General features: G+C 48.7%; 25 protein-coding genes. 21 read left to right on the top strand and 4 right to left on the bottom strand.

Features of this window, described 5'->3' with window-relative positions:
• Nucleotides 1-8: 8 nt before the first annotated feature.
• The 12 genes from EEX84_RS13010 (at nt 9) to EEX84_RS12955 (ending at nt 9,758) form a co-directional block, all read left to right on the top strand.
• Nucleotides 9-665 (top strand): flagellar biosynthetic protein FliO, encoded by a 657-nt coding sequence (locus tag EEX84_RS13010; RefSeq protein WP_240033984.1) that lies wholly within the window; start codon nt 9-11, stop codon nt 663-665.
• Entirely contained in the window at nt 665-1,354 is a 690-nt protein-coding gene (gene fliP / locus EEX84_RS13005; RefSeq protein WP_123166144.1) for a flagellar type III secretion system pore protein FliP, read from the top strand. The genes EEX84_RS13010 and fliP overlap by 1 nt, the downstream gene beginning before the upstream one ends.
• Nucleotides 1,355-1,370: 16 nt before the next feature.
• Nucleotides 1,371-1,640: a flagellar biosynthesis protein FliQ gene (gene fliQ / locus EEX84_RS13000; RefSeq protein ID WP_123166085.1), complete on the top strand. Its 270-nt coding sequence runs from the start codon at nt 1,371-1,373 to the stop codon at nt 1,638-1,640.
• Nucleotides 1,641-1,650: 10 nt separating this feature from the next.
• Nucleotides 1,651-2,430, top strand: a complete 780-nt coding sequence (gene fliR, locus EEX84_RS12995) for a flagellar biosynthetic protein FliR (protein ID WP_123166084.1) — start codon at nt 1,651-1,653, stop codon at nt 2,428-2,430.
• Nucleotides 2,431-3,519 (top strand): flagellar biosynthesis protein FlhB, encoded by a 1,089-nt coding sequence (gene flhB / locus EEX84_RS12990; protein WP_123166083.1) that lies wholly within the window; start codon nt 2,431-2,433, stop codon nt 3,517-3,519.
• Between the two features lie 71 nt (nt 3,520-3,590).
• Entirely contained in the window at nt 3,591-5,651 is a 2,061-nt protein-coding gene (flhA, locus tag EEX84_RS12985) for a flagellar biosynthesis protein FlhA (RefSeq protein ID WP_123166082.1), read from the top strand.
• Entirely contained in the window at nt 5,648-6,751 is a 1,104-nt protein-coding gene (gene flhF, locus EEX84_RS12980) for a flagellar biosynthesis GTPase FlhF (protein ID WP_123166081.1), read from the top strand. Before flhA ends, flhF begins: the two co-directional genes overlap by 4 nt.
• Nucleotides 6,744-7,601, top strand: coding sequence for a MinD/ParA family protein (locus tag EEX84_RS12975; protein ID WP_123166080.1), 858 nt, complete (start codon nt 6,744-6,746; stop codon nt 7,599-7,601). The genes flhF and EEX84_RS12975 overlap by 8 nt, the downstream gene beginning before the upstream one ends.
• Before the next feature lie 35 nt (nt 7,602-7,636).
• On the top strand, nt 7,637-8,413 hold the full coding sequence (locus tag EEX84_RS12970; protein ID WP_123166079.1) for a FliA/WhiG family RNA polymerase sigma factor: 777 nt from the start codon (nt 7,637-7,639) through the stop codon (nt 8,411-8,413).
• Nucleotides 8,414-8,445: 32 nt separating this feature from the next.
• The gene (locus EEX84_RS12965) at nt 8,446-8,943 is read left to right on the top strand and encodes a DUF6115 domain-containing protein (protein WP_123166078.1); all 498 of its coding nucleotides are present in this window, start codon (nt 8,446-8,448) and stop codon (nt 8,941-8,943) included.
• A 10-nt stretch (nt 8,944-8,953) separates the two neighbouring features.
• Nucleotides 8,954-9,391 (top strand): YaaR family protein, encoded by a 438-nt coding sequence (locus EEX84_RS12960; RefSeq protein ID WP_123166077.1) that lies wholly within the window; start codon nt 8,954-8,956, stop codon nt 9,389-9,391.
• A 16-nt stretch (nt 9,392-9,407) separates the two neighbouring features.
• A complete protein-coding gene (locus EEX84_RS12955) occupies nt 9,408-9,758 on the top strand; it encodes a PilZ domain-containing protein (RefSeq protein WP_123166076.1) in 351 nt (116 codons plus the stop codon).
• Nucleotides 9,759-9,828: 70 nt separating this feature from the next.
• Here EEX84_RS12955 and EEX84_RS12950 read toward each other — a convergent pair whose 3' ends face one another.
• Both EEX84_RS12950 and EEX84_RS12945 read right to left on the bottom strand, forming a co-directional pair.
• The gene (locus tag EEX84_RS12950) at nt 9,829-10,245 is read right to left on the bottom strand and encodes a universal stress protein (RefSeq protein WP_123166075.1); all 417 of its coding nucleotides are present in this window, start codon (nt 10,243-10,245) and stop codon (nt 9,829-9,831) included.
• 459 nt (nt 10,246-10,704) lie between these two features.
• Nucleotides 10,705-11,535 (bottom strand): transporter substrate-binding domain-containing protein, encoded by an 831-nt coding sequence (locus EEX84_RS12945; protein ID WP_420812577.1) that lies wholly within the window; start codon nt 11,533-11,535, stop codon nt 10,705-10,707.
• A gap of 204 nt (nt 11,536-11,739) precedes the next feature.
• Here EEX84_RS12945 and EEX84_RS12940 point away from each other — a divergent pair, with 204 nt between their 5' ends.
• The 4 genes from EEX84_RS12940 to EEX84_RS12925 are packed head-to-tail and all read left to right on the top strand — an operon-like array spanning nt 11,740 to nt 15,317.
• Nucleotides 11,740-12,378, top strand: a complete 639-nt coding sequence (locus EEX84_RS12940; protein ID WP_123166073.1) for a TetR/AcrR family transcriptional regulator — start codon at nt 11,740-11,742, stop codon at nt 12,376-12,378.
• Nucleotides 12,375-13,292 carry an ABC transporter ATP-binding protein gene (locus tag EEX84_RS12935; RefSeq protein WP_123166072.1) on the top strand — a complete coding sequence of 306 codons (918 nt, stop codon included), beginning with the start codon at nt 12,375-12,377 and terminating at the stop codon, nt 13,290-13,292. The genes EEX84_RS12940 and EEX84_RS12935 overlap by 4 nt, the downstream gene beginning before the upstream one ends.
• Nucleotides 13,292-14,896 carry an ABC transporter permease gene (locus EEX84_RS12930; protein WP_123166071.1) on the top strand — a complete coding sequence of 535 codons (1,605 nt, stop codon included), beginning with the start codon at nt 13,292-13,294 and terminating at the stop codon, nt 14,894-14,896. The genes EEX84_RS12935 and EEX84_RS12930 overlap by 1 nt, the downstream gene beginning before the upstream one ends.
• 19 nt (nt 14,897-14,915) lie before the next feature.
• A complete protein-coding gene (locus tag EEX84_RS12925) occupies nt 14,916-15,317 on the top strand; it encodes a VOC family protein (RefSeq protein ID WP_123166070.1) in 402 nt (133 codons plus the stop codon).
• A gap of 153 nt (nt 15,318-15,470) precedes the next feature.
• Here the strand turns inward: EEX84_RS12925 and EEX84_RS12920 are convergent, their stop codons facing one another.
• Nucleotides 15,471-16,160, bottom strand: a complete 690-nt coding sequence (locus tag EEX84_RS12920) for an LrgB family protein (protein ID WP_123166069.1) — start codon at nt 16,158-16,160, stop codon at nt 15,471-15,473.
• A gap of 2 nt (nt 16,161-16,162) precedes the next feature.
• Nucleotides 16,163-16,534, bottom strand: a complete 372-nt coding sequence (locus tag EEX84_RS12915; protein ID WP_123166068.1) for a CidA/LrgA family protein — start codon at nt 16,532-16,534, stop codon at nt 16,163-16,165.
• Between the two features lie 516 nt (nt 16,535-17,050).
• Between EEX84_RS12915 and EEX84_RS12910 the strand changes: the two genes are divergently transcribed.
• From EEX84_RS12910 to EEX84_RS12890, 5 genes are all read left to right on the top strand, one after another.
• Complete coding sequence (locus EEX84_RS12910; RefSeq protein ID WP_123166067.1) at nt 17,051-17,692, top strand: LysE family translocator; 642 nt, start codon at nt 17,051-17,053, stop codon at nt 17,690-17,692.
• Nucleotides 17,693-17,753: 61 nt separating this feature from the next.
• On the top strand, nt 17,754-18,452 hold the full coding sequence (locus EEX84_RS12905) for an AIM24 family protein (protein ID WP_123166066.1): 699 nt from the start codon (nt 17,754-17,756) through the stop codon (nt 18,450-18,452).
• Between the two features lie 116 nt (nt 18,453-18,568).
• Nucleotides 18,569-19,435, top strand: coding sequence for a hypothetical protein (locus tag EEX84_RS12900; RefSeq protein ID WP_123166065.1), 867 nt, complete (start codon nt 18,569-18,571; stop codon nt 19,433-19,435).
• On the top strand, nt 19,386-20,303 hold the full coding sequence (locus EEX84_RS12895; protein ID WP_123166064.1) for a DUF2971 domain-containing protein: 918 nt from the start codon (nt 19,386-19,388) through the stop codon (nt 20,301-20,303). The genes EEX84_RS12900 and EEX84_RS12895 overlap by 50 nt, the downstream gene beginning before the upstream one ends.
• 27 nt (nt 20,304-20,330) lie before the next feature.
• Nucleotides 20,331-21,107 (top strand): glucose 1-dehydrogenase, encoded by a 777-nt coding sequence (locus EEX84_RS12890; protein WP_123166063.1) that lies wholly within the window; start codon nt 20,331-20,333, stop codon nt 21,105-21,107.
• The last annotated feature ends 53 nt before the right edge of the window (nt 21,108-21,160 follow it).

Below are 21,160 nucleotides of genomic sequence, written 5' to 3'. Positions count from 1 at the left end.
CACCAAGAGTGTTTCAAAAAACCTTTCTTTCTATTATGGCCATCCTCCTGCTTTGTGCCGTTTCGGCATTTGCAGCTCCCAGTGTTTCAGCAGCGGCAGATACGAAAGTGTCTGACTGGTTGAATGACGGGCAGGACGGCCAGCCGACAACTGAAGAAACAGAAGAAAACGGGGAAGCGGCTGTGATGGAAGAAAAAAGCATGGCGGGGATTTTGGGTCAGCTGGTTTTCTACACGCTTCTTATCGTTGTGCTGATCTACGGTCTCATCAAGTTTTTGGCCGTCAGACAGACGAAAATGCATCCGAATCAGGCTGTGCAATTAGTGGGAGGCACATCTCTCGGAAACAATAAGTCGCTGCAGCTTGTAAAAGTGGGGAACAAAATGTTGCTGATTGGAGTCGGCGACCAGGTCACGCTGATCAAAGAATTTGCGGAAGGCGATGAAGTGGTCGTATCTGACGCAGAGGCAAATCAGCAAACAGTGCGTGTAGCTGATGCCATCACCGGGTTGGTGAACAAAGTGAAAGGCGTTCCTGCTGAAAGCAAAACAGGGAATGGCTTTGAGCAGTTGTTCAAGCAAAGCCTGAACAAGCAAAAGGTAAAACAGCAGCAGCTCAAACAGGAACTGGCGGACGATGACGATCAGGAAGGTCGGTCGTCATGATGCTGAACGCCCTTTTGCTGTCCATCAATATCCCCGGACTTGATATCGGAACAGACGCTCCAGAAGACGTGGCGGTAACGCTTCAACTGCTGTTCCTGCTGACCATTTTATCACTGGCACCCGGTATTTTGATCATGATGACCAGTTTCACCCGCATCATCATTGTCCTGTCATTCGTGCGGACGGGGCTCGGGACACAATCGATGCCGCCCAACCAAGTGCTGATCGGTCTTGCCTTATTCCTTACCTTTTTTATCATGTCACCGATCGCGCTGGAGATTAACGAAACGTCATTGCAGCCGTATTTGGCGGGAGAAGTCTCACAGCAGGAAGCACTCGATACCGCTGTGTTGCCGGTCAAGGAATTCATGGCCCAGCATACACGGGAAAAAGACCTGGCACTGTTCTTTAAATATGCCGGTCAGGAAAAACCCGAAAGTGTTGAAGAGATTCCGCTGACTTCGCTGGTTCCGGCGTTTGCCATCAGCGAACTGAAAACCGCGTTCCAAATCGGCTTTGTCATTTTCATCCCGTTCCTGATCATTGATATGGTGGTCGCCAGTACGCTGATGGCGATGGGCATGATGATGCTGCCACCGGTGATGATTTCATTGCCGTTTAAAATTTTGCTGTTTGTGCTGGTCGATGGCTGGTACTTAATCATAGAATCGCTGCTTGTCAGCTTTTAGTGAAGGGAAGAGACCGATGACTCCGGATATGGTAATCAAATTAGCAGAACAGTCGATTTACACAATCATCCTCGTGTCTGCCCCTTTGCTGCTTGTGGCATTGGGCGTCGGATTATTGGTGAGTATTTTTCAAGCTATGACGCAGATACAGGAACAGACTTTGGCATTTATCCCAAAAATATTAGCTGTATTCATTGCGCTGGTGGTATTCGGGCCTTGGATGCTGACAATCTTATTGGATTACACGAGAGATTTGTTTCAGCAGCTTCCCCGGATCATTGGATAGAGCGTGAATAATGGACTCGATTTTAGAACTTCTTCCATACTTCATGCTCACGCTTATCCGGCTGCTCAGTTTTTTCCTGATAGCCCCTTTGTTTTCGATGAAAGGGATTCCCAATCAGTTCAAGATCGGTTTTGCTGTCTTCACCGCTTTGATCGTCGTGACGAACGCCCCGGGCGAGCAGCCGATCTTATTGGACGGCACGTATATGTTATTGATTTTGAAAGAGATTGCTGTCGGTCTGGCGCTTGGATTTACAGCCGCTTTGATGTTGTACACGGTGCAGGTGGCCGGTGCATTCATCGATTTTCAGATGGGCTTCGCCATCGCCAATGTCATCGACCCGCAGACAGGAGCGCAGGTCCCGATTATTGGGCAGTTCAAATACATGCTGGCACTTCTTTTTCTGCTGGTGGTGGATGGCCACCACTTATTGCTTGATGGTGTCATGCAAAGTTTCCGGACGTTTCCGGTGGAACTCCTTTCCTTGTCTGTGGAAAGCGAAGATATCGCTCATTTCATCACCTTACTGTTTCTGGAGATGTTCATGATCGCCTTGCAGATGGCTTTGCCGATTGTGGGCGCTTTGTTCCTCATTGACGTGGCACTCGGAATCCTGGCGAAAACAGTGCCGCAATTGAACATCTTTGTCATCGGCTTCCCGTTAAAGATCTTTGCCGGTTTTATCCTGCTTCTCGTGTCCATGCCGATTTTCTTTTATCTGTTGCAGCTCTTGTTTGAAAAAATCATCATCAGCATGTCGCAGTTGATCCGCTTGTTGGGAGGGACTTAAATGCAGAAACGATTGTCTCTCGACCTCCAATTCTTTGCTGGAGAAAAGACAGAAAAAGCGACACCGCAAAAAAGGCAGGAATCAAAACGGAAAGGCCAAGTGGCCAAAAGTCCGGAAGTCTCTGCAGCCATGATCATGCTCGGCGGTGTTCTCCTGCTTTACTTTTTAGGAGGCTGGATGCTTGAGCAGATCATGGCGGTCTACCAGATCAACTTCAGTCAGTTTATCGATTGGGAATGGAGCCCTCAGAATATCCGGACGCTGTTCGAGCAAATGACATTCAGCGGCATGAAAATCGTAGCGCCCATCATGCTCATCGGGCTGGTCTTCGGGGTACTCGGAAATTACATCCAGGTCGGGCCGTTGTTCACAGTGGAGCCATTGAAGGCAAAGCTGGAACGGGTCAATCCCATCAAAGGCGCGAAACGGATATTCTCCATTCGCGCATTAGTGGAACTAGCAAAATCCTTACTGAAAATCGCCATTATCTCTTCAGCAGCCTTTGGTGTTTTATGGCTCGGGAAAGACGAATTGTTTTCACTTTCCCAACAAAGCATTGGACAATCCCTTTCGTTTATCGGGTCATTGGTTTTTCAAATGGGACTGGTGGCATCGCTTATTCTCTTGTGTTTGTCCGTATTGGATTATATGTATCAGAAATACGAATTCGAGAAAGGCATCCGGATGTCCAAACAGGACATGAAAGATGAATTCAAGAAAGCGGAAGGGGACCCCCTCATCAAATCCAAAATAAAAGAACGGCAAAGGCAAATGAGCATGAATCGCATGATTCAGGATTTGCCGAATGCGGACGTCCTCATTACAAACCCTACGCATTATGCCATCGCGATTAAGTACGACGCGGAAACAATGGAAGCGCCAATGGTGATTGCCATGGGAAAAGACCATCTCGCGTTGAAGATCAAAGAAAAAGCGAAAGAACTGGAATTGGTGATCATGGAAAACAAACCGCTTGCCCGTGCTTTGTACCAGCAAGTTGAAATTGGAGACCATGTGCCGGAAGAGCTGTTTATGGCAGTGGCTGAAGTATTGGCCTATGTCTACCGGTTAAAAGGAAAAATCAACTGAGCATGGAGATTAATTAAGTGGAATCAAGCTGATCAGTACCACTTAGAAAGCAAGAGGAAGGGGAAAACGTTTTGAAAATCAGAGATTATGCTGTATTAGTATCGGTGATTATGATTGTGGTGATGATGGTCATCCCTCTTCCGCCACTGCTGCTGGATTTATTGATCATGATCAACATCAGCTTGGCGATCACCATTATTCTGGTCGCGATGAATACAAAAGAAGCATTGCAGTTCTCGATATTCCCAACCCTCCTGTTACTGACAACGTTGTTCCGTTTGGGTTTGAACGTCTCCACGACCAGGTCGATTCTGACCAATCAAACCGGTGGGCAGGTAATTGAAACGTTTGGCTCGTTTGTGGTCGGAGGAAGTGCCATTATCGGGATTCTGGTCTTCCTGATTCTGGTCATCATCCAATTTCTTGTCATCACCAAAGGTTCGGAGCGTGTGGCGGAAGTGGCTGCGCGTTTCACACTCGACTCGATGCCCGGCAAGCAGATGAGCATTGACGCAGATCTCGGCGCCGGCATGATTTCCGATCAGGAAGCCAAGAAACGGAGAGAAAAAGTCAGCCAGGAAGCCGATTTCTACGGCGCCATGGACGGTGCCAGCAAGTTCGTCAAAGGAGATGCCATTGCCGGCATTATCATCACCATCATCAACATCATCGGTGGTCTGCTGATCGGCGTCATTGTACATGGCATGGCGATGGGCGAAGCGGCACAGCTGTTCACCCTGCTATCGATTGGGGACGGACTGGTCAGCCAGATTCCGGCCCTGCTGATTTCAACCGCCACGGGGATTGTGGTGACAAGAGCCGCTTCAGACGGCAATTTGGGATCCGATATCACCAAACAGCTTTTTGCCTATCCGAAGATGCTGTATGTCGTAGCGGGCACGTTGGCGCTGATCGCGTTTTTTACACCGATCAATCCGCTTCTGGTGCTGCCGGTCGCTGGAGTCATCGCTTTTGGCGGCTACCGGATGCAAAGCGTCCTGGCCGTGGAAGAAAAAGAAGAAAGCGAAGCAGCGGGCGGAGGACAGGAACTGGAAGAGCTGAAAAGCCCGGAAAGTGTCATTGATCTGTTGCATGTGGATGCCATTGAATTTGAGTTCGGCTACGGGTTGATTCCGATTGCGGACAAGAACCAGGGAGGCGACTTGCTGGACCGTGTCATCATGATTCGCCGCCAGTGCGCCATGGAACTGGGCGTGGTGGTGCCGGTGATCCGGATCCGCGACAATATTCAGCTTCAGCCCAATGAATACGTCATTAAGATCAAAGGCAACAAAGTGGCTGCCGGAGAAATTATGCTGGACCATTATTTGGCCATGAGCCCGGGGATTGACGACGAGAACGTCGAAGGAATCGAAACCGTCGAACCGGCATTCGGCATGCCGGCCTTATGGATCCGGGAAGACATGAAAGAAGAAGCCGAAATGGCTGGTTATGCGATTGTCGATCCGCCTTCGGTCGTGTCGACGCATCTGACAGAAGTCATCAAACGCCATGCCCATGAATTGATTGGCAGACAGGAAGTAAAGGCATTGATCGACAATGTCCGGGAAACTTCGCCGGCCGTCATCGAGGAATTGATCCCTCATTTGCTGGGCATCGGGGAAGTGCAGAAAGTATTGATGAAGCTTCTGAAAGAAAAAGTTTCGATCCGCAATTTATTGGTGATTTTGGAGACGTTGGCGGATTATGCGTCTCAAACGAAAGATTCAGATTTACTGACGGAATACGTCAGACAGGCGCTGTCGAGACAAATCACGCTGCAGTACGCCGACCAGAACGGTCCTCTTCAAGTGATCACTGCGGGTGCAAGCCTTGAAAAGAAATTTGCTGATTCCGTCCATCGTACCGAACAGGGCAATTACTTATCGATTGATCCGGAATCATCACAATCGATTTTCCAAAAAATTTCGGAACAGGCGTCTCAGCTGCAGCAGGCCGGTGTGCAGCCGGTGTTATTGACTTCGCCTGCCATCCGCATGTATATGCGTCAATTCGTCGAGCGTTTTGCACCGGATCTGCCGGTGTTGTCTTATAACGAACTGGAACCAGAAATTGAAATTCAAAGTGTTGGGGTCATCAACATTTCTGCCGGGGTGGTGAATGTATCATGAGGTTAAAAACGTATACGGTCAATAATATAACGGAAGCCATGCCGATGATCAAAAGAGATCTAGGATCGGAAGCACTTATTTTAAACACGAAGAAAGTAAAGAAAGGCGGGCTTTTCGGTTTTTTCCAGAAAGAAAAGCTGGAAGTGATCGCCGCGATTGAAACACGCGCAACTGAGAAAACAGAAAGCCGTGAAAAGCCGCAACAGCAGCCCCAAAAACCTGTGGAAGAGAAAGTGACCAGTGAATTGATCGATGAACTGAAGAATATTAAGCAGTTTATGATGCAGTCGATTGACGACAAAAGTCTGCCGGAATCTCTGGCGTCTCTGAATCGCCGCCTGGTCAAACAGGATATTGATGCGGGCATCCGGTCGGATCTGATGGCCAAGCTGCTGCTTGAGACAGGCAGAAACCCGGAGTGCACGGAACAGCAAATAGAAGAACTGGCGCGTCAGGAAATCATCCGATTGATCGAAGGCCATCAACAGTCACGAAGCAGCAAAGATCCGGATTTCATCTGCTTTATCGGACCGACCGGCGTCGGGAAAACGACGACGATTGCCAAAATTGCAGCCGATTATATGCTGCGGGAAGGCAAGAAAGTGGGATTGATCACTTCGGATACGTATCGCATTGCGGCGGTTGAGCAATTGAAAACCTATGCCGGCATCCTGGATATCCCGATCAAAGTAGTGGAATCATCCGCGGATTTAAACGAAGCAATGGAAGATCTGGCAGAATGTGAAATCATCCTGATGGATACGGCGGGTCGGAATTACCAGCAAAAGCAATATATCGAAGAACTCGAGCTGCTGCTGCCGGAAAACAATAAAGTCCAAATCAATCTCGTTCTGAGTCTCACGTCCAAGTATGAAGACATGAAAAAAATCATTGATAATTTTCAGACGATCAAAATGGATCAATTGCTGTTGACCAAAAAAGACGAGACCAGCTCATCGGGAGCCATCCTGAACCTGGTCCATGATTACTCCATTCCGATTCGGTATATAGCCAACGGCCAAAACGTTCCAGACGATATTCTAGCGGTGACTCCGGAGCTGATAGCGGACTTTGTATTAGGAGACGATGACAATGGTTGACCAAGCAAAACAATTAAGAGAGAAAGTCCTCCAAAAAAAGCCGAAAGAAGAGCGGAGGCAAACACGTGTCATCGCAGTCACCAGCGGCAAAGGCGGCGTCGGCAAGTCAAACTTTGCATTGAATTTTGCATTAAGCCTGGTCCAGCAAAACAAAAAAGTGCTGATTTTCGATGTGGATCTGGGATTTGCCAATATCGATGTATTGCTGGGCAGGGTGCCGAAGGAATCCATTGCGACGATGATTGAGAAAGATTTAACGGTGAGGGAAATCATCGAAGAAGGACCAGACGGGCTGTCGTTCATTTCAGGGGGGACCGGCTTTTCAGAAATGCTGGAGCTGGATGAAGCCAAACTCGACAAGTTCTTAAAAGAGCTGAGCACACTTCAGGGCACCGTGGATTATATCATTCTGGATACAGGCGCGGGGTTGTCCTATGAAAATTTGCGTTTCATCCTGGCGGCAGATGACGTCATTCTGGTCACAACTCCGGAGCCCACTTCCATCACTGATGCCTATTCGGTCGTGAAAATGATTCATGTCAAAGACCCGAATGTCCACGTCAAACTGATGGTCAATCAATGCACAAGCGAAAAAGAAGGCAGAGAAACTGCTGAAAACTTCAGGAAAGTGACCGAGCAGTTTTTGGATATGCAGGTGGAAACACTGGGTTTCATCCCTACAGATTCAAATGTGACGAATGCGGTGAAAAAGCAGACGCCGTTTCTGCTGGCATATCCAAACAGCCAGGCTTCACGAGCAGTACAGGAAGTGGCCAGTGAATTCCTGGAACTTCCAGTCCCTTATAAACTGGGATTCAAAGGGTTTTTGCTGAAGATGTTATTTAAATAACAGACAAGTCGATCAAATGGATGGTGGTGAAGCTCATGGTGAGCAACAAATTTTCAACGGAAGAACTTGATTATTGGGAAGACTGGAAAACGCGGCGGGATCCGGAAGCTGGCGACTATTTGGTTGAACGGTACCTTCCGTTGGTCGATTATGTCATACAGCGGTTTATGATCAATTTGCCGAAATCGGTGGAAAAGGATGATATCCGCAGTCTCGCTTACGAAGGTTTGCTTGATGCGTTTGATAAGTTCGATATAGAAAGAGATTTGAAATTTGAGACCTATGCCACATGGCGGATCAAAGGTTCCATCATTGACGGGCTGCGGCGCAGCGATTGGCTGCCTCGTTCTGTCAGGGATAAAGTGAAAAAGGTGGAAGAGGCCTATGCCATTTTGGAACAGCAGCACAGCCAGTCGGTGACAGACGAAGAAGTCAGCCGGTATTTGGGAATCACCAAAGCAGAGTTGAACAAAACCGTTTCAGATGCCGCTTTATCGACGATGATTTCCATAGACGAAACCAATTACGACGGCCAGGAGCAGACAGGAAAGCACAGCATCCTCCGGGCAGACGCCGCACTGTCACCGGAACGTCATGTCTTCAACCAACTGATCAAAGAGTCTTTGTCACAAGCCATTGCCCGTTTGCCGGAAAAAGAAAAGCTGGTCGTGTCGTTATGCTATTTTGAAGAATTGAAGTTAACTGAAATCGCGGAAGTTCTCAGCGTCAGTGTTTCGAGGGTGTCGCAATTGCATTCGAAAGCGATGCTTCGCCTGCATGCGGCCACAGTGGCCATACACGAAAATTACTAAGCCGGATAAGGCTTGAAAGTCGGGTGAACAGCATGGAATGGGTATTGATCGGACTAATCACAGTCGCCGTTGCGGTGAATATCGGGTCATTCATTGTTTTGGCACAGTTCAAGCAGCAAAGGGCCCAAATGCAGCAGGATGCAGAGTCGGCCCAGCACAGCATGGAGCAATTCATTGCCAATGTGGAAAAGGAAAATGATGAACTTTACCGGGAGCTTGCCGGTTACATCAAAGGAAAAGAAAAAAAACTCGAAGACCGGATTCGGCTGTTGGAAGAAAAGATGGGCTCGGAAAATCCGGCCACTGTTGCCGCTGACACGGAACCTTCAGTTGAAACCGGTACAGGCGAAAATCCGGCACTCTCTGTTGAGCCCCCCGTGACGGGCACGAAAAAAGAACGGATTACCCAATTGCACAAACAAGGGTTTTCGCCAAAGCAAATCGCCAGGGTTCTGCAGGTGGAACACGGAGAAGTGGAATTGATGATCAATATGTTCAACAAGAAGCAAAGTTATTCAAAAGTAAAATGAGGTGCTTCATTTGCGAATTGAAAGCCAGACAAAAATCCCGGGTGACCGGTTGCAAAAAAACACAGTCGGCACCAGGTCGACCGCCTCTTTTGCCAATGTGATGAGAAAATCGCAGGCAACATTGCATATGGAGACGTTAAACCAGTTAATGGCTGCAATAGACGCCGAAGGACAAAAACTGTCAAAACATAAGACGCTGGAAAACTTAAGGGATTATAAAAATTCGGTCAAGCAGTTTCTCGGCGAAGCCGTCCATCACGGCCTGCAGTTTTCGGAGAAAAAAAGTTTCACTATGCATGGTGATGTAAAGACTCATCAATTAGTGGAAGTTGTCGACCAAAAATTGATGGAGCTTCACGACGCAGTCCTGCAGCAGGAGCATGAAGGAATTGATACCTTGAGCCTGATTGGAGAAATCAAAGGCTTGCTCGTGAATATGTATATGTAAGAAGGGAGGAAAGGAAATGAGTGACAACCGGCGCGAATTTTTCCGTCTGGTTTTTGATCGGATGATTGAAGGGGAAATCTCCGTACAAGAACAAGCTCCTGTACTTATGAAAATTGATAATATCAGTGTAGGTGGACTCGGTTTCGTATCAGCGCTTGATATTGCGATGCCTGAAAACGTTGAATGCGGATTTAATTTGTTGGGCCATTCTTTTTTAATTCGCGGCAAAATCATCCGGAAAGTCCCGCAAACGAATTACATCGAATACGGCGTGGGATTTGATATTGACCAGGACACTGCTTCCGAACTGTTCAAGCAATTGAACTATTACCATATCCGCCAGCGCAAAAGAACGCTGCCAAAATAAACGGAACCCAAAAAGCATTGCAGAAAGTTTTCTGATGGCAAGAAAACTTGTGCAATGCTTTTTTATGTGGTCATCTGACGATCAGGACAGAACAGTCTGTCTGGTTCAGTACTCTTTGGCTGACGCTGCCCCTCATCACTTTTTCCATCCGGTTTAAGCCGCGGCTTCCGATAACCACCAGGTCGAAGCGGTTGCCATTGATATACTCAACGATTGCAGGTCCGGGCCGGCCGTAAAGCACCTTGACATCGTAGTAAACCTGTTGGGCCTGAAGCGCTTGTTCAGCGGCCAGGGTTTTTTTTCTGCGGCTGAGGTCCAATTCGACTTGACTGGCACCCGCCAGCGCTTCCTTTGACGTTTCCGTCTGGACTACATGCAGAATCGTGACTTGCGTCTCGCGACCGGCAGCGGCAAGCCTGGCAGCTTCTTTGGCAGCACGCATCGACTGCTCCGAACCGTCGACTGCCAATAAAATAGAATCGTACATGAATCTTCCTCCTTTTGTAAGGCGAAGTTGTCTTGTTGTTTTCATTGTACCAAGCCATTTGCAGGGCGTCTCTTCATCTGTTTTCAAAAGTGAATAATTGTAATAGAGGCTGTCTCAAAAGTGAAGGCTCCTGTCCATTTCAGCGGACGCTTGCCGCGGGCTTGCGCCGAGCTAACTCGAGCTAATCGCTCGAGTGGATCTCGGCACTTCGCTATCCCGCAGGAAAAACCCGTGCTCCTGCATCGCTTCGCTGCTTCGTCGCAAAGGTATTTGCCGAATTCTTCGGCCTATACCTTCGCCGCTTCCATTCCCATCCGCCAATAAAGAAATAAAGATACTACAGCAATATAATCCCATAGAAAAACACGACGGAAAATCATTCATTCTCCGTCGTGTTTTTAAGTTTTGAGGCTTATGAGACAGCTCCTTCTTTGTGAAAAGTAAAGGGTGAACTTCTCCTTACTCCTCGATTTCCACTTCCTCTGTCACGTCTGCACCGTTGAAAAATTCACCGGAAATTTCAGAGATGGTGCCGTCTTCCAGCATTTCCCCAATGACACGGTTCACATTTTCCGCTAATTCCTCATTGTCCTCGTTCATTACGACGCCCACTTCCGAAGGGCTGTATTTCAGATTCGGATGGATGGTGATGTCAAGTTCCGGGAAGTTGGCAATCGCCAAGGTTTGTAAATAGTAATCGTTTAAAATGACATCGGTGCGGCCTACAGCAACATCACGCAAATAGGTCTCGTTCGTGGCATTGTCATAGACCACTTCTTCTGCTCCATATTCTCTTGCTGTTTCCATGTAAACGGAAGTTGAAGCACCTGCTGCTTTTTTGCCTTCAAGATCTTCCAGCGTTTCAATTCCCGACAAATCATCTGAACGGACAATGGCGGTGCCGTAGGAATATTTGAACGGCGTAGAGAACATGAAATGTTCTTGTCGGTCTTCAGTGATTTCAATGTCGTTCGCAGCCATATCCACTTGCCCTGTTTGCACAGAAGTCAGCATTTCATCAAAGCCAAGCTCTGTGAACTCGACATCCAGTTCAAGACGCTCCGCGATTTCTCTCACAACTTCCACTTCAAATCCGGTCAGTTCATCGGTCCCTTCTTCGCGGTAGGAAGTCGGGAATAACGTGCCGGATGTGGCGACCGTCAAAACGCCTTGTTCCTGGATTTCGTCCCATGCAGTCGCTGGTTCTTCAGAACTGTTATCGCTGTCGTTGCCGTTGCCGCAGCCTGCTAAAAGGGTGGCAGCCAGGATACCTGAAATGGCTGCACCCATTTGTTTTGTAAATAAACGTTTCAATGCCTCTACCTCCTGTATTCATTTCTTTTTAAAAGATAGCATTAAGGCCGCAGAGGGGCAAAGGTTTCGGCTCTCGAAATTAAAGTTGAAAAATTCTGATTTCCTTAGTTGACCAGGGTGGTCTATGGGTGTATATTTAAGTCGACCAAGGTGGTCTAGGAGGGAAGAGAGGTTGAGGGAATGGAGAAATTTGAAAACCTCGAAATGGACAAACAACAGAAGATCCTGGAATCCGCTATGAAAGAATTTGCGGAAAAAGGCTTTGAGCAAGCTTCGACAAACCGCATCGTCAAAGAAGCGGGGATCGGGAAAGGGATGCTGTTTTATTATTTCAACAGCAAAAGGGATTTGTACGAATATTTATTGGCGTACTGCATGGACATTGTGGTGAATGAGTATTTTCAGCTGGTCGACACAAGCGAAGCTGATTTTATTGAAAGGCTCCGGCATACAGCGGAAGTCAAAATGGAGGTTCAGGCCAAACACAAATATGTTTTCAACTTTATGGGCACGTTCATGCTGAAAAAAGAGGAAGACCTGCCGGCGCATCTGCAAAAAAGGTACGAAGAATTATACAGGCTGGGAAATGCTTTACTGTATGAAGGCATCGATACGTCGTTGTTCCGCAACGACATTGATACGGAAAAAGCGTTCAAGCTGATTCGCTGGTCCATTGAAGGGTATCAGAACGAATTATTAGTGAGGCTGGAAGGGCAGAAAATGACAGAGATTGACCTGGATGTTTATTGGCAGGAGTTTTATGAATATCTCGACATTCTGAAGAAAAGTTTTTACAAGGAAGGGGAGAGCGGGAGATGACGGTTTTAAAAACGGAAGGACTGGTAAAAAAATTCGGTAGTTTTCCGGCTTTGAACGGAGTCGACATCGAAGTGGAAAAAGGGGAAGTCTACGGCTTTATCGGCCCGAACGGTTCAGGGAAATCGACCACCATCCGTGTGCTGCTCGGTATTCTGAAAGCGACGGAAGGACAGGCAACCATTTTTGGGATGGATGCCTGGAAAGATGCAGTCAAAATCCACAAGCGCGTGGCTTATGTACCGGGAGATGTTAACCTTTGGCCGAATTTGACCGGCGGCGAAGTGATTGACTTGTTCGTCAAACTGCGCGGTGGCACAAATAAAAGCCGACGGGAAGAATTGATCCGCCGATTCGACCTGGATCCGGGCAAAAAATGCCGCACCTATTCCAAAGGGAACCGGCAAAAAGTGGCGCTGGTGGCAGCTTTTTCGTCTGATGCCGATTTGTATATCCTGGACGAACCGACATCCGGTCTTGATCCATTGATGGAACGGGTTTTCCAGGAATGTGTAATGGAAGCGAAAGCGGAAGGCAAAAGCATATTGCTGTCGAGCCATATTTTATCCGAAGTCGAAAAGCTGTGCGATAAAGTGGCGATCATCCGGCAGGGGAAAATCATCGAGAAAGGAACGTTGAAAGAGCTCCGTCATTTAACAGGAACAATTCTGCTTGTGGAAACGAAAGAACCGATGCCTGAATTGGCCACGGTGAAAGGGGTCCAGGGAATCGAGGAAAAAGAAGGGGCGCTGTCTTTTCAGGTGGATCAGCAGGAATTGGACAATGTAGTCCGTTATGTCAGTCAATTTGGCATCGTGCGAATGGAAAGTTCACCGCCGACTCTTGAAGAGTTGTTCATGCGACATTACGAAGGAACAGGCACAACGGAAAGAGCAGGAGTGGGAGGCGAAGTGTGATGGCCAAGCATTTATATGATGAAACCGGCAGATTGACCCGTTTTGTCCTGCGCCGTGACCGGATCCGCATACCGCTTTGGATTGTTTCTTTTGCTGTGGTGTCAGCGGTGGTGGCAGTCGCTTTCACGGACCTGTACCAATCAGATCAGGAACGGCAAGCCATCGCAGAAACGATGAGAAACCCCGCAATGACCGCCATGGTCGGGCCAGGATACGGCCTTGACAATTACACGGCCGGGGCAATGATGGCGCATCAAATGCTTTTGATGACGGCAGTGGTCGTCGGCCTGATGAGCATTCTCCTGGTGACACGACATACGCGGACTGACGAAGAAGACGGGCGTATTGAAATGATCCGCTCACTGCCTGTCGGGCGCTTGTCGAATTTGCTGTCGACTTTGCTTGTCATGGCACTGGTCAATGTGCTGCTGGCTGTTGTGGTCGGCTTCAGCTTATATGCATTGAACATCGAAACCATGGACCTGGAAGGGTCACTGCTTTACGGAGCTGCTTTGGGGGCGACGGGGCTGGTGTTTGCAGCCATCACGGCCGTCTTTGCGCAGCTCTCGCAAAACGCCCGCAGTACCATCGGCTTTGCTCTGGGCATATTGGTGTTGGGTTATTTTGTCCGGGCAATTGGCGACATCGGAAACGAAGCAGTGGCATGGCTTACTCCGCTCGGCTGGATTTTGCGGGCCGAAGTTTACGTCAATAACTATTGGTGGCCTGTATTGGTGACAGTTGGAGCTGCCATTGTACTGTCTGTATTGGCGCTGTATTTAAACTCAATCCGCGATTTGGGATCCGGATTTTTTCCGGCAAGACCAGGACGGAAAGTTGCATCTCCGTTGCTGCAAAGCCCCTTTGGCCTGGCACTTCGCCTGCAGCGCACAGGCCTGATTGCCTGGGCATTCGGGATGCTGTTGCTCGGCGCTTCTTATGGCTCTGTGCTGGGAGAACTGGAGTCATTCTTCGGGGATATTGAGCTGATGCAGCAACTGCTGGTCCAGACGGAAGGGTTTTCGATGACGGAACAGTTCATTCCCATGCTGATGTCGGTCATGTCCATTATCGCTTCGATTCCGGTGCTGATGACGATTCTGAAATTGAAAACCGAAGAAAAGAATGGCCGTTTGGAACATATTGTGGGGCGTGCAGTGTCGCGCAATCGTCTGATGGGAGGTTATGTTGTACTCTCCCTATTGGTCAGTGTTGTCATGCTGTCATTGACCGCTTTTAGTTTGGGCGCAACCGGAAATGCGACGATGGAAGAGCAATTGCCTTTGGGAATGTTTTTCACAGCTTCCTTTGCTTACTTGCCGGCTGTCTGGGTAATGATCGGCATCGCGGTCCTGTTGATCGGCTGGGCGAAAGGCCTGAGCGGTTTTATCTGGCTGTATCTGACATTCTCCTTTGCCGTTGTCTATTTGGGCGGGCTGCTCCAGTTTCCGGAGTGGGTGCAAAAACTGTCCCCTTACGGTTATGTTTCCCGGATCCCGATTGAAGACATGGATTACGGAACAGCAGCGATATTGACGGGAATTGCGGTGCTTCTGATAATTGCCGGGTTTATTGGGTATAATAAAAGAGACATCGGCAATTAACAGAAAGGAAGGATTTTACATGGAGCAGCAACTGCCGAAAATCACCCCTTTTTTAATGTTCGCCGGACGGGCGGAAGAAGCGATGAAGTACTACACATCGATTTTTGAAGACGCGGAAATCACCAGTATTGTGCATAACGGAGACGGAACGGTCATGCAGGCGACCTTCAAATTGAACGGCCAATTATTCATGTGCATCGACAGCCCTATTGAACACGATTTTTCCTTTACTCCAGCCATTTCGTTGTATGTGACATGCAATACGCAAAAGGAAATTGAACAGGCCTTTGAACAGCTGTCGGATGGCGGTGAAGTATTGATGACACTTGATGCTTATCCTTTCAGCGAAAAATTCGGCTGGGTCAACGATAAATTCGGGGTTTCCTGGCAATTGAATCTGCAATCCACGCCGCCAACTTAATTTTTGAAAAATCCCCAGAAAGCAGCAGCTTCGCTTCTTCCTGGGGATTTTTATTGGCTATTTCCGTTTTTCTATGCCGAAGCTGAGTGAAAGCACATAAACTTTTTTGAACGCGCATAAATGCCGCTAACCGCGCATAAATTCCAAACCTTCCTACAAAAAAATCCACGCAACGATCGGTGCGATAGCAGAACCGATGACGGCGCTGAGTGTCATCGCCAGGGAACTGAGGGAAGCTTCTTCCGGCCCGTATTCAAACGCTTTCGCGGTGCCGAGGCCATGGGCGGAAGTGCCAAGCCCGATGCCTCTGCCGATTGACGAATCGATGTGCAGCCATTTCAGGAAATGAGGACCGAAAATAATGCCGGCAAATCCAGCGGTCATGACAAATACCGCAGCCAGCGAAGGAATGCCGCCCAAACCTGTTGCCACTTGCATCGCCACAGGCGTCGTAAGGGATTTGGGGAGCATGGTCAACACCAGCTCTTCCGAAAAGGCCAGCCATTTGGTGAACAGGACGCCGCTGACCATGCCGACAATCACACCCACTGCAATACCGGCAGCGATGGACAGCAGGTTGGCTGTCATCAAATCACGCTGTTTGTAGAGCGGAATGGCCAATGCGACAACAGCCGGTCCGAGCAACTGGGCAATCCAATCGCCGCCAGCCATATAAGTGTTATACGGTATGTTGAAGAACAGTAAAATGAGGACGATGGCGATAGTGGCAGTCAGCACCGGATTCAGCAGGGTTTTTCGGTATTTCAGATAAAGGATATTGGCAACTAGGTAAATGACGATGGTCAATCCTGCAAACAGGACTGCCGGCAAGCTGAATTCCATGATCAATGATCCTCCTTTTTATCAGTAAAGCGGGAGATGTACTGGCTGGTCCATCCCGATGCGCCCATCGCCAGCAAAGTGCTGACAATGACAATGACGATGAGCCACATGCCTTTTCCGGCGAACAATTCCCCGTAGTCCATCACTCCGACCGTCGCCGGAATGAAAAACAGCGGCAAAAAAGCCAGAATGAGGCGCGAGCCGGATTCAATCCACTGAAGCGGATAAATTTTCAGGAGCAAAGCCACAAACAGCAGCAGGAAACCGATGATGCTTCCCGGAAGAGGCAAATCGAAGAACAGCTGCAGCCATTCTCCTGCTAGATAAAAAGCGTAAATGGGTATAAGTTGGAGAAGGGGGATGATGTATTTCAAGTTGCATCGCTGCCTTTCTGTGTATCAAGTTGAGTGATTGAGTAGATGAATGTTTACTATATGTCGATATTTCGCAAAACAGCTCCGCTAAAACCCTATGCTCCTGCATCGCTGCGCTGCTTCGTCGCAAATACAGGGCCGAAGGGTGTTCGGCCCATGTATTTCCTGCGGGCTTGCGCTGAACTAACTCGGGCTGGGCGCCCGAGTGGATTTCAGCACTTCGCTATCCCGCTGGAGTCTCCGCTGTTTTGCTTCATATCTTTTATGAAAATAGTGAAACGACATATACTTGACTATTAATTAGTAAATTTCTTAGAATCAGCCAGCATGCATAATGCAGTCAAAATAATTCATAGAAACTAGCTTCTTTAGTTCGGCCTATAAATTAAGAGATGAACGCGTTTTTAGCATACCATTCATTATAAAGCAGATAATCAACTCTTTTAAGGTTCTTTTCTTATTTAAGCAGAAAAGCCAAGGTGGCGCAGTTTGGAATAAAGGCAAAGGAGTTTTGTGATGATCAGTGAGTTGTTGGGGTTTGTTGTGTTGGGCTTGTCACTGTCGGTTCCGGTCGGCGCGATTACAATTGAAATGGTCAAGCGGGGCCTGCGGGGCGGTTTTTGGCCGGCTTGGTTTGTCGGTCTCGGCGGCATGTCGGCTGACGTGGTGCTGATGCTGCTGATTTACTTCGGAATCGCAAACTTTTTGACTGGACCTGTAGCACAAATTGTCATTTGGCTGTTCGGTTTTGTGGTGCTGGTTTATCTGGGGTATGACAGCATACGGGCGGCTTTTCGGAAGCTGGATGTGGGTGGTGCTGTTTCGAAACCATCTGAATCGCTCCTGCAAGCCTATACGTCAGGGTTTCTGATTGCCATTTCCAATCCGTTGAATATTGTGTTCTGGATTGGCATTTACGGTTCTGTACTGACCACCACGCTGCAGTCGGCAAGCGGCTCCGCGGTGCTTTTGTACAGCAGTGCCATCTTTATCGGCATTGCCGCGTGGGACGCGGTGGTGGCGGGGTCTGTCCACTTTGGCAGAAGCTTTACCGGCGAACGCTTCATGCAGTGGTTTTCAGTTGGCGCAGGCCTTGTGTTGATCGCTTTCGGTTTGTCGTTCGGTTGGCAGGCGGCTGTGGGAATGCTTTCACTGTAGAACGTGAAACTTTGCGGTGATTCAGCCGTAAGCAGTTATAACGACAAAGGAGGAAGGGCAAATGAGCAATTATACAATCAATGAATTTATTCGCAAAACGCAGCAGGACGAACGGGAAAATGATTATTTTGAGCTGGAAACAGAACGCATTCTGGAAGTGAACCTGGACGGCATGGTGTGGGCGAAAACGGGGTCCATGATTTCCTATACCGGCCAGATCAAGTTCGAAAGAGAGCGGATGATGGAACATGGGATCGGCTCGATGTTCAAAAAAGCGGTGACAGGCGAAGGAACTTCGTTGATGAAAGCGAATGGCCAGGGCCGTCTGTATTTGGCGGATCAAGGAAAGAAAATCACCATTTTCGACTTGAACAACGAATCGATCACTGTCAACGGCAACGATCTGCTGGCGTTCGAACCGGGAATTGAATGGGACATCAAATTGATGAGAAAAGTGGCGGGCATGATGGCCGGCGGCTTGTTCAACGTGACACTGAGCGGAAAAGGAAGAGTCGCCATCACCTCCCATTACGAGCCTTTGACTCTGCTTGTGCGTCCCGGCCAGTCCGTAATCACGGATCCAAATGCCACCGTCGCCTGGTCCGGCCATTTAACACCTGAATTCCGGACCGACATCAGCTTCCGGACATTTATCGGACGCGGCAGCGGGGAATCGATTCAAATGGAGTTCAAAGGAGATGGATTTGTCATCGTCCAACCGTTCGAAGAAGTGTATACGGTCGGCAACGGCTCTTCCTGATCCGGTTTGAAGCTCACCTAACCGGGAATAAGAAAAGCGGAAGCGCCCGTGTAGATTCGCCGGGCATAAGACAGACCAGCGAAGTGGCGTTCTTTGCCACACAGCTGGGTTGGTTTATGACCCAAGAATCTGGGCGCTGGAGTCTGGACAATAAGAAAAGCGGAAGCGCCCGTGTAGATTCGCCGAGCATAAGGCAGACCAGCGAAGTGGCGTTTTGTGCCACACAGCTGGGTTGGTTTATGACCCAAGAATCTGGGCGCTGGAGTCTGGACAATAAGAAAAGCGGAAGCGCCCGTGTAGATTCGCCGAGCATAAGGCAGACCAGCGAAGTGGCGTTTTTTGCCACACAGCTGGGTTGGTTTATGACCCAAGAATCTGGGCGCTGGAGTCTGGACAATAAGAAAAGCGGAAGCGCCCGTGTAGATTCGCCGAGCATAAGGCAGACCAGCGAAGTGGCGTTTTTTGCCACACAGCTGGGTTGGTTTATGACCCAAGAATCTGGGCGCTGGAGTCTGGACAATAAGAAAAGCGGAAGCGCCCGTGTAGATTCGCCGAGCATAAGGCAGACCAGCGAAGTGGCGTTTTTTGCCACACAGCTGGGTTGGTTTATGACCCAAGAATCTGGGCGCTGGAGTCTGGACAATAAGAAAAGCGGAAGCGCCCGTGTAGATTCGCCGAGCATAAGGCAGACCAGCGAAGTGGCGTTTTTTGCCACACAGCTGGGTTGGCTTATGACCCAAGAATCTGGGCGCTGGAGTCTGGACAATAAGAAAAGCGGAAGCGCCCGTGTAGATTCGCCGGGCATAAGACAGACCAGCGAAGTGGCGTTCTTTGCCACACAGCTGGGTTGGCTTATGACCCAAGAATCTGGGGGCTGGAGTCTGGACAATAAAAAACCATCACCCTGTTTGCTGTGCAGAAAGGAGCTGTGGTATGGCGATAGAGAAAAGTTTGACGGAGGTACTGGATACCCAATTCCGTGATCAAGTGGGAAAGCGGGTCCGGCAAAATTATGAGACAGACCAGGTGCTCTACCATTACACAAGCTTGAACAGTTTAATGGGGATGGTGGAAACAAACCGTGTATGGATGAGCAAAGGAACATTTCTAAACGATTCCAGCGAGCTGTTTTATTTTTCAAGCATTGTCCAAAATGTTATTGAGAAAATGAAAGAGACTGCAGAGCAGCCTCTCTGGAAAATGTACATCCGCGAATTGGAAAAAGCCATGACGTATTTTTTATCGGAAATTGAAAAAAGCGGCCTGGAAGTGTACATCTTTTCTTTATCGCATACACAGGATTCCCTGGCGCTGTGGTACAACTACGCCAAAGGAGAAGGCTATAATATCGGTTTTCACGCAGGCGACCTGCTGGAACGGGGGAATGGCTTTTCGAACAGCCCCGGTGCCTTGCATGGATACGTCATGTACAGTAAAGAAAAACAGGAACAGGTACTGGAAGAATTACTGCTGGAAACGTTCGAGTTGATCCAGGACTATGAAGAAAAAGAGGCGTTGGAGGCGTTGCCTGATCATTTCTTTTCCGTAATCGCCACATGCGCGACGTTCTTCAAAAATCCAGCTTTCAAAAGCGAGGAAGAATATCGATTGGCGTTGATCAAGAGAAAAGGTGACGAACAGGTGGACATCGAATTTCGGGCGCGAAACGGCATTATCATTCCCTATATTACCGTTGAGTTTGACCATAAATTGCCTATCAGCGATATCACCATCGGACCTAAAAACAATATCGATGTGGCCAAAAGCGGTATCGAGCATTACTTGAAAAGCAAAGGCTATGATTTGGAGCATGTCGCCATCAATAAATCAGTCGCTGCACTTCGATATTGAATCCCTTATTCAAAAGGAGCTGTTTGTATGTATTCTGATTTGGCAGGAAAGACGGCAGTTGTCACTGGATCTTCGAAAGGGATCGGAAAAGGCATAGCCGAACGGTTTGGAAAAGAGCAAATGAACGTGGTAGTCGATTACCTGACCGACCCCGAAGGTGCCCATGACACGGTAGAGACAGTGAAAGCCAACGGCGGACAAGCCGTAGCTGTAGAAGCTGATGTGTCGAAAGAAGAAGGAATCCGGAAGCTGATGGAAGCGGCAGTGGAGCACTTTGGTTCGCTTGATGTGCTCGTCAACAATGCCGGATTCAGCAAAGGTGCCCCTTCAGAAGAACTGAGTCTTGAAGAATGGCAGCGTGTACTGGACGTCAACCTGACCGGCGCCTTTATCGCCAGTCGAGAGGCCTTGAAGCATATGAAGGAAAACGGTATTAAAGGAACCATCATCAACATTTCGAGCGTCCACCAAGTGATCCCGAAAGTGGAGAACGCACATTACGGTGTGACGAAAGCCGGCTTGCGGATGCTGACCGAAACACTTGCCCTGGAACATGCCGAAAGAGGGATACGGGTCAACGCCATCGCGCCCGGCACAATCGAAACCCCCGCCAACCCGGCAGAAGAGCAGCCGGAAGAAGAAAAGAAAAAGACCATGGAGAAAATACCGATGAAGCAAATCGGACGCCCTGAACAAATTGCCGCCGCAGCTGCCTGGCTGGCGTCTTCAGAAGCCGATTATGTAACCGGCACCACGCTGTTTGTTGACGGTGGCATGACACTTTATCCATCACAGCTGAAATAAGGGTGCGGAAATGGAAACAGCCACTCGAGGAGACTCCTCGAGTGGCTGTTTTT

The organism is Planococcus salinus (genome assembly GCF_003719725.1).
Taxonomy (GTDB): domain Bacteria; phylum Bacillota; class Bacilli; order Bacillales_A; family Planococcaceae; genus Planococcus; species Planococcus salinus.
Note: the sequence above shows the minus strand (reverse complement) of the source record. Positions and strands in the feature narration are given on the sequence as shown.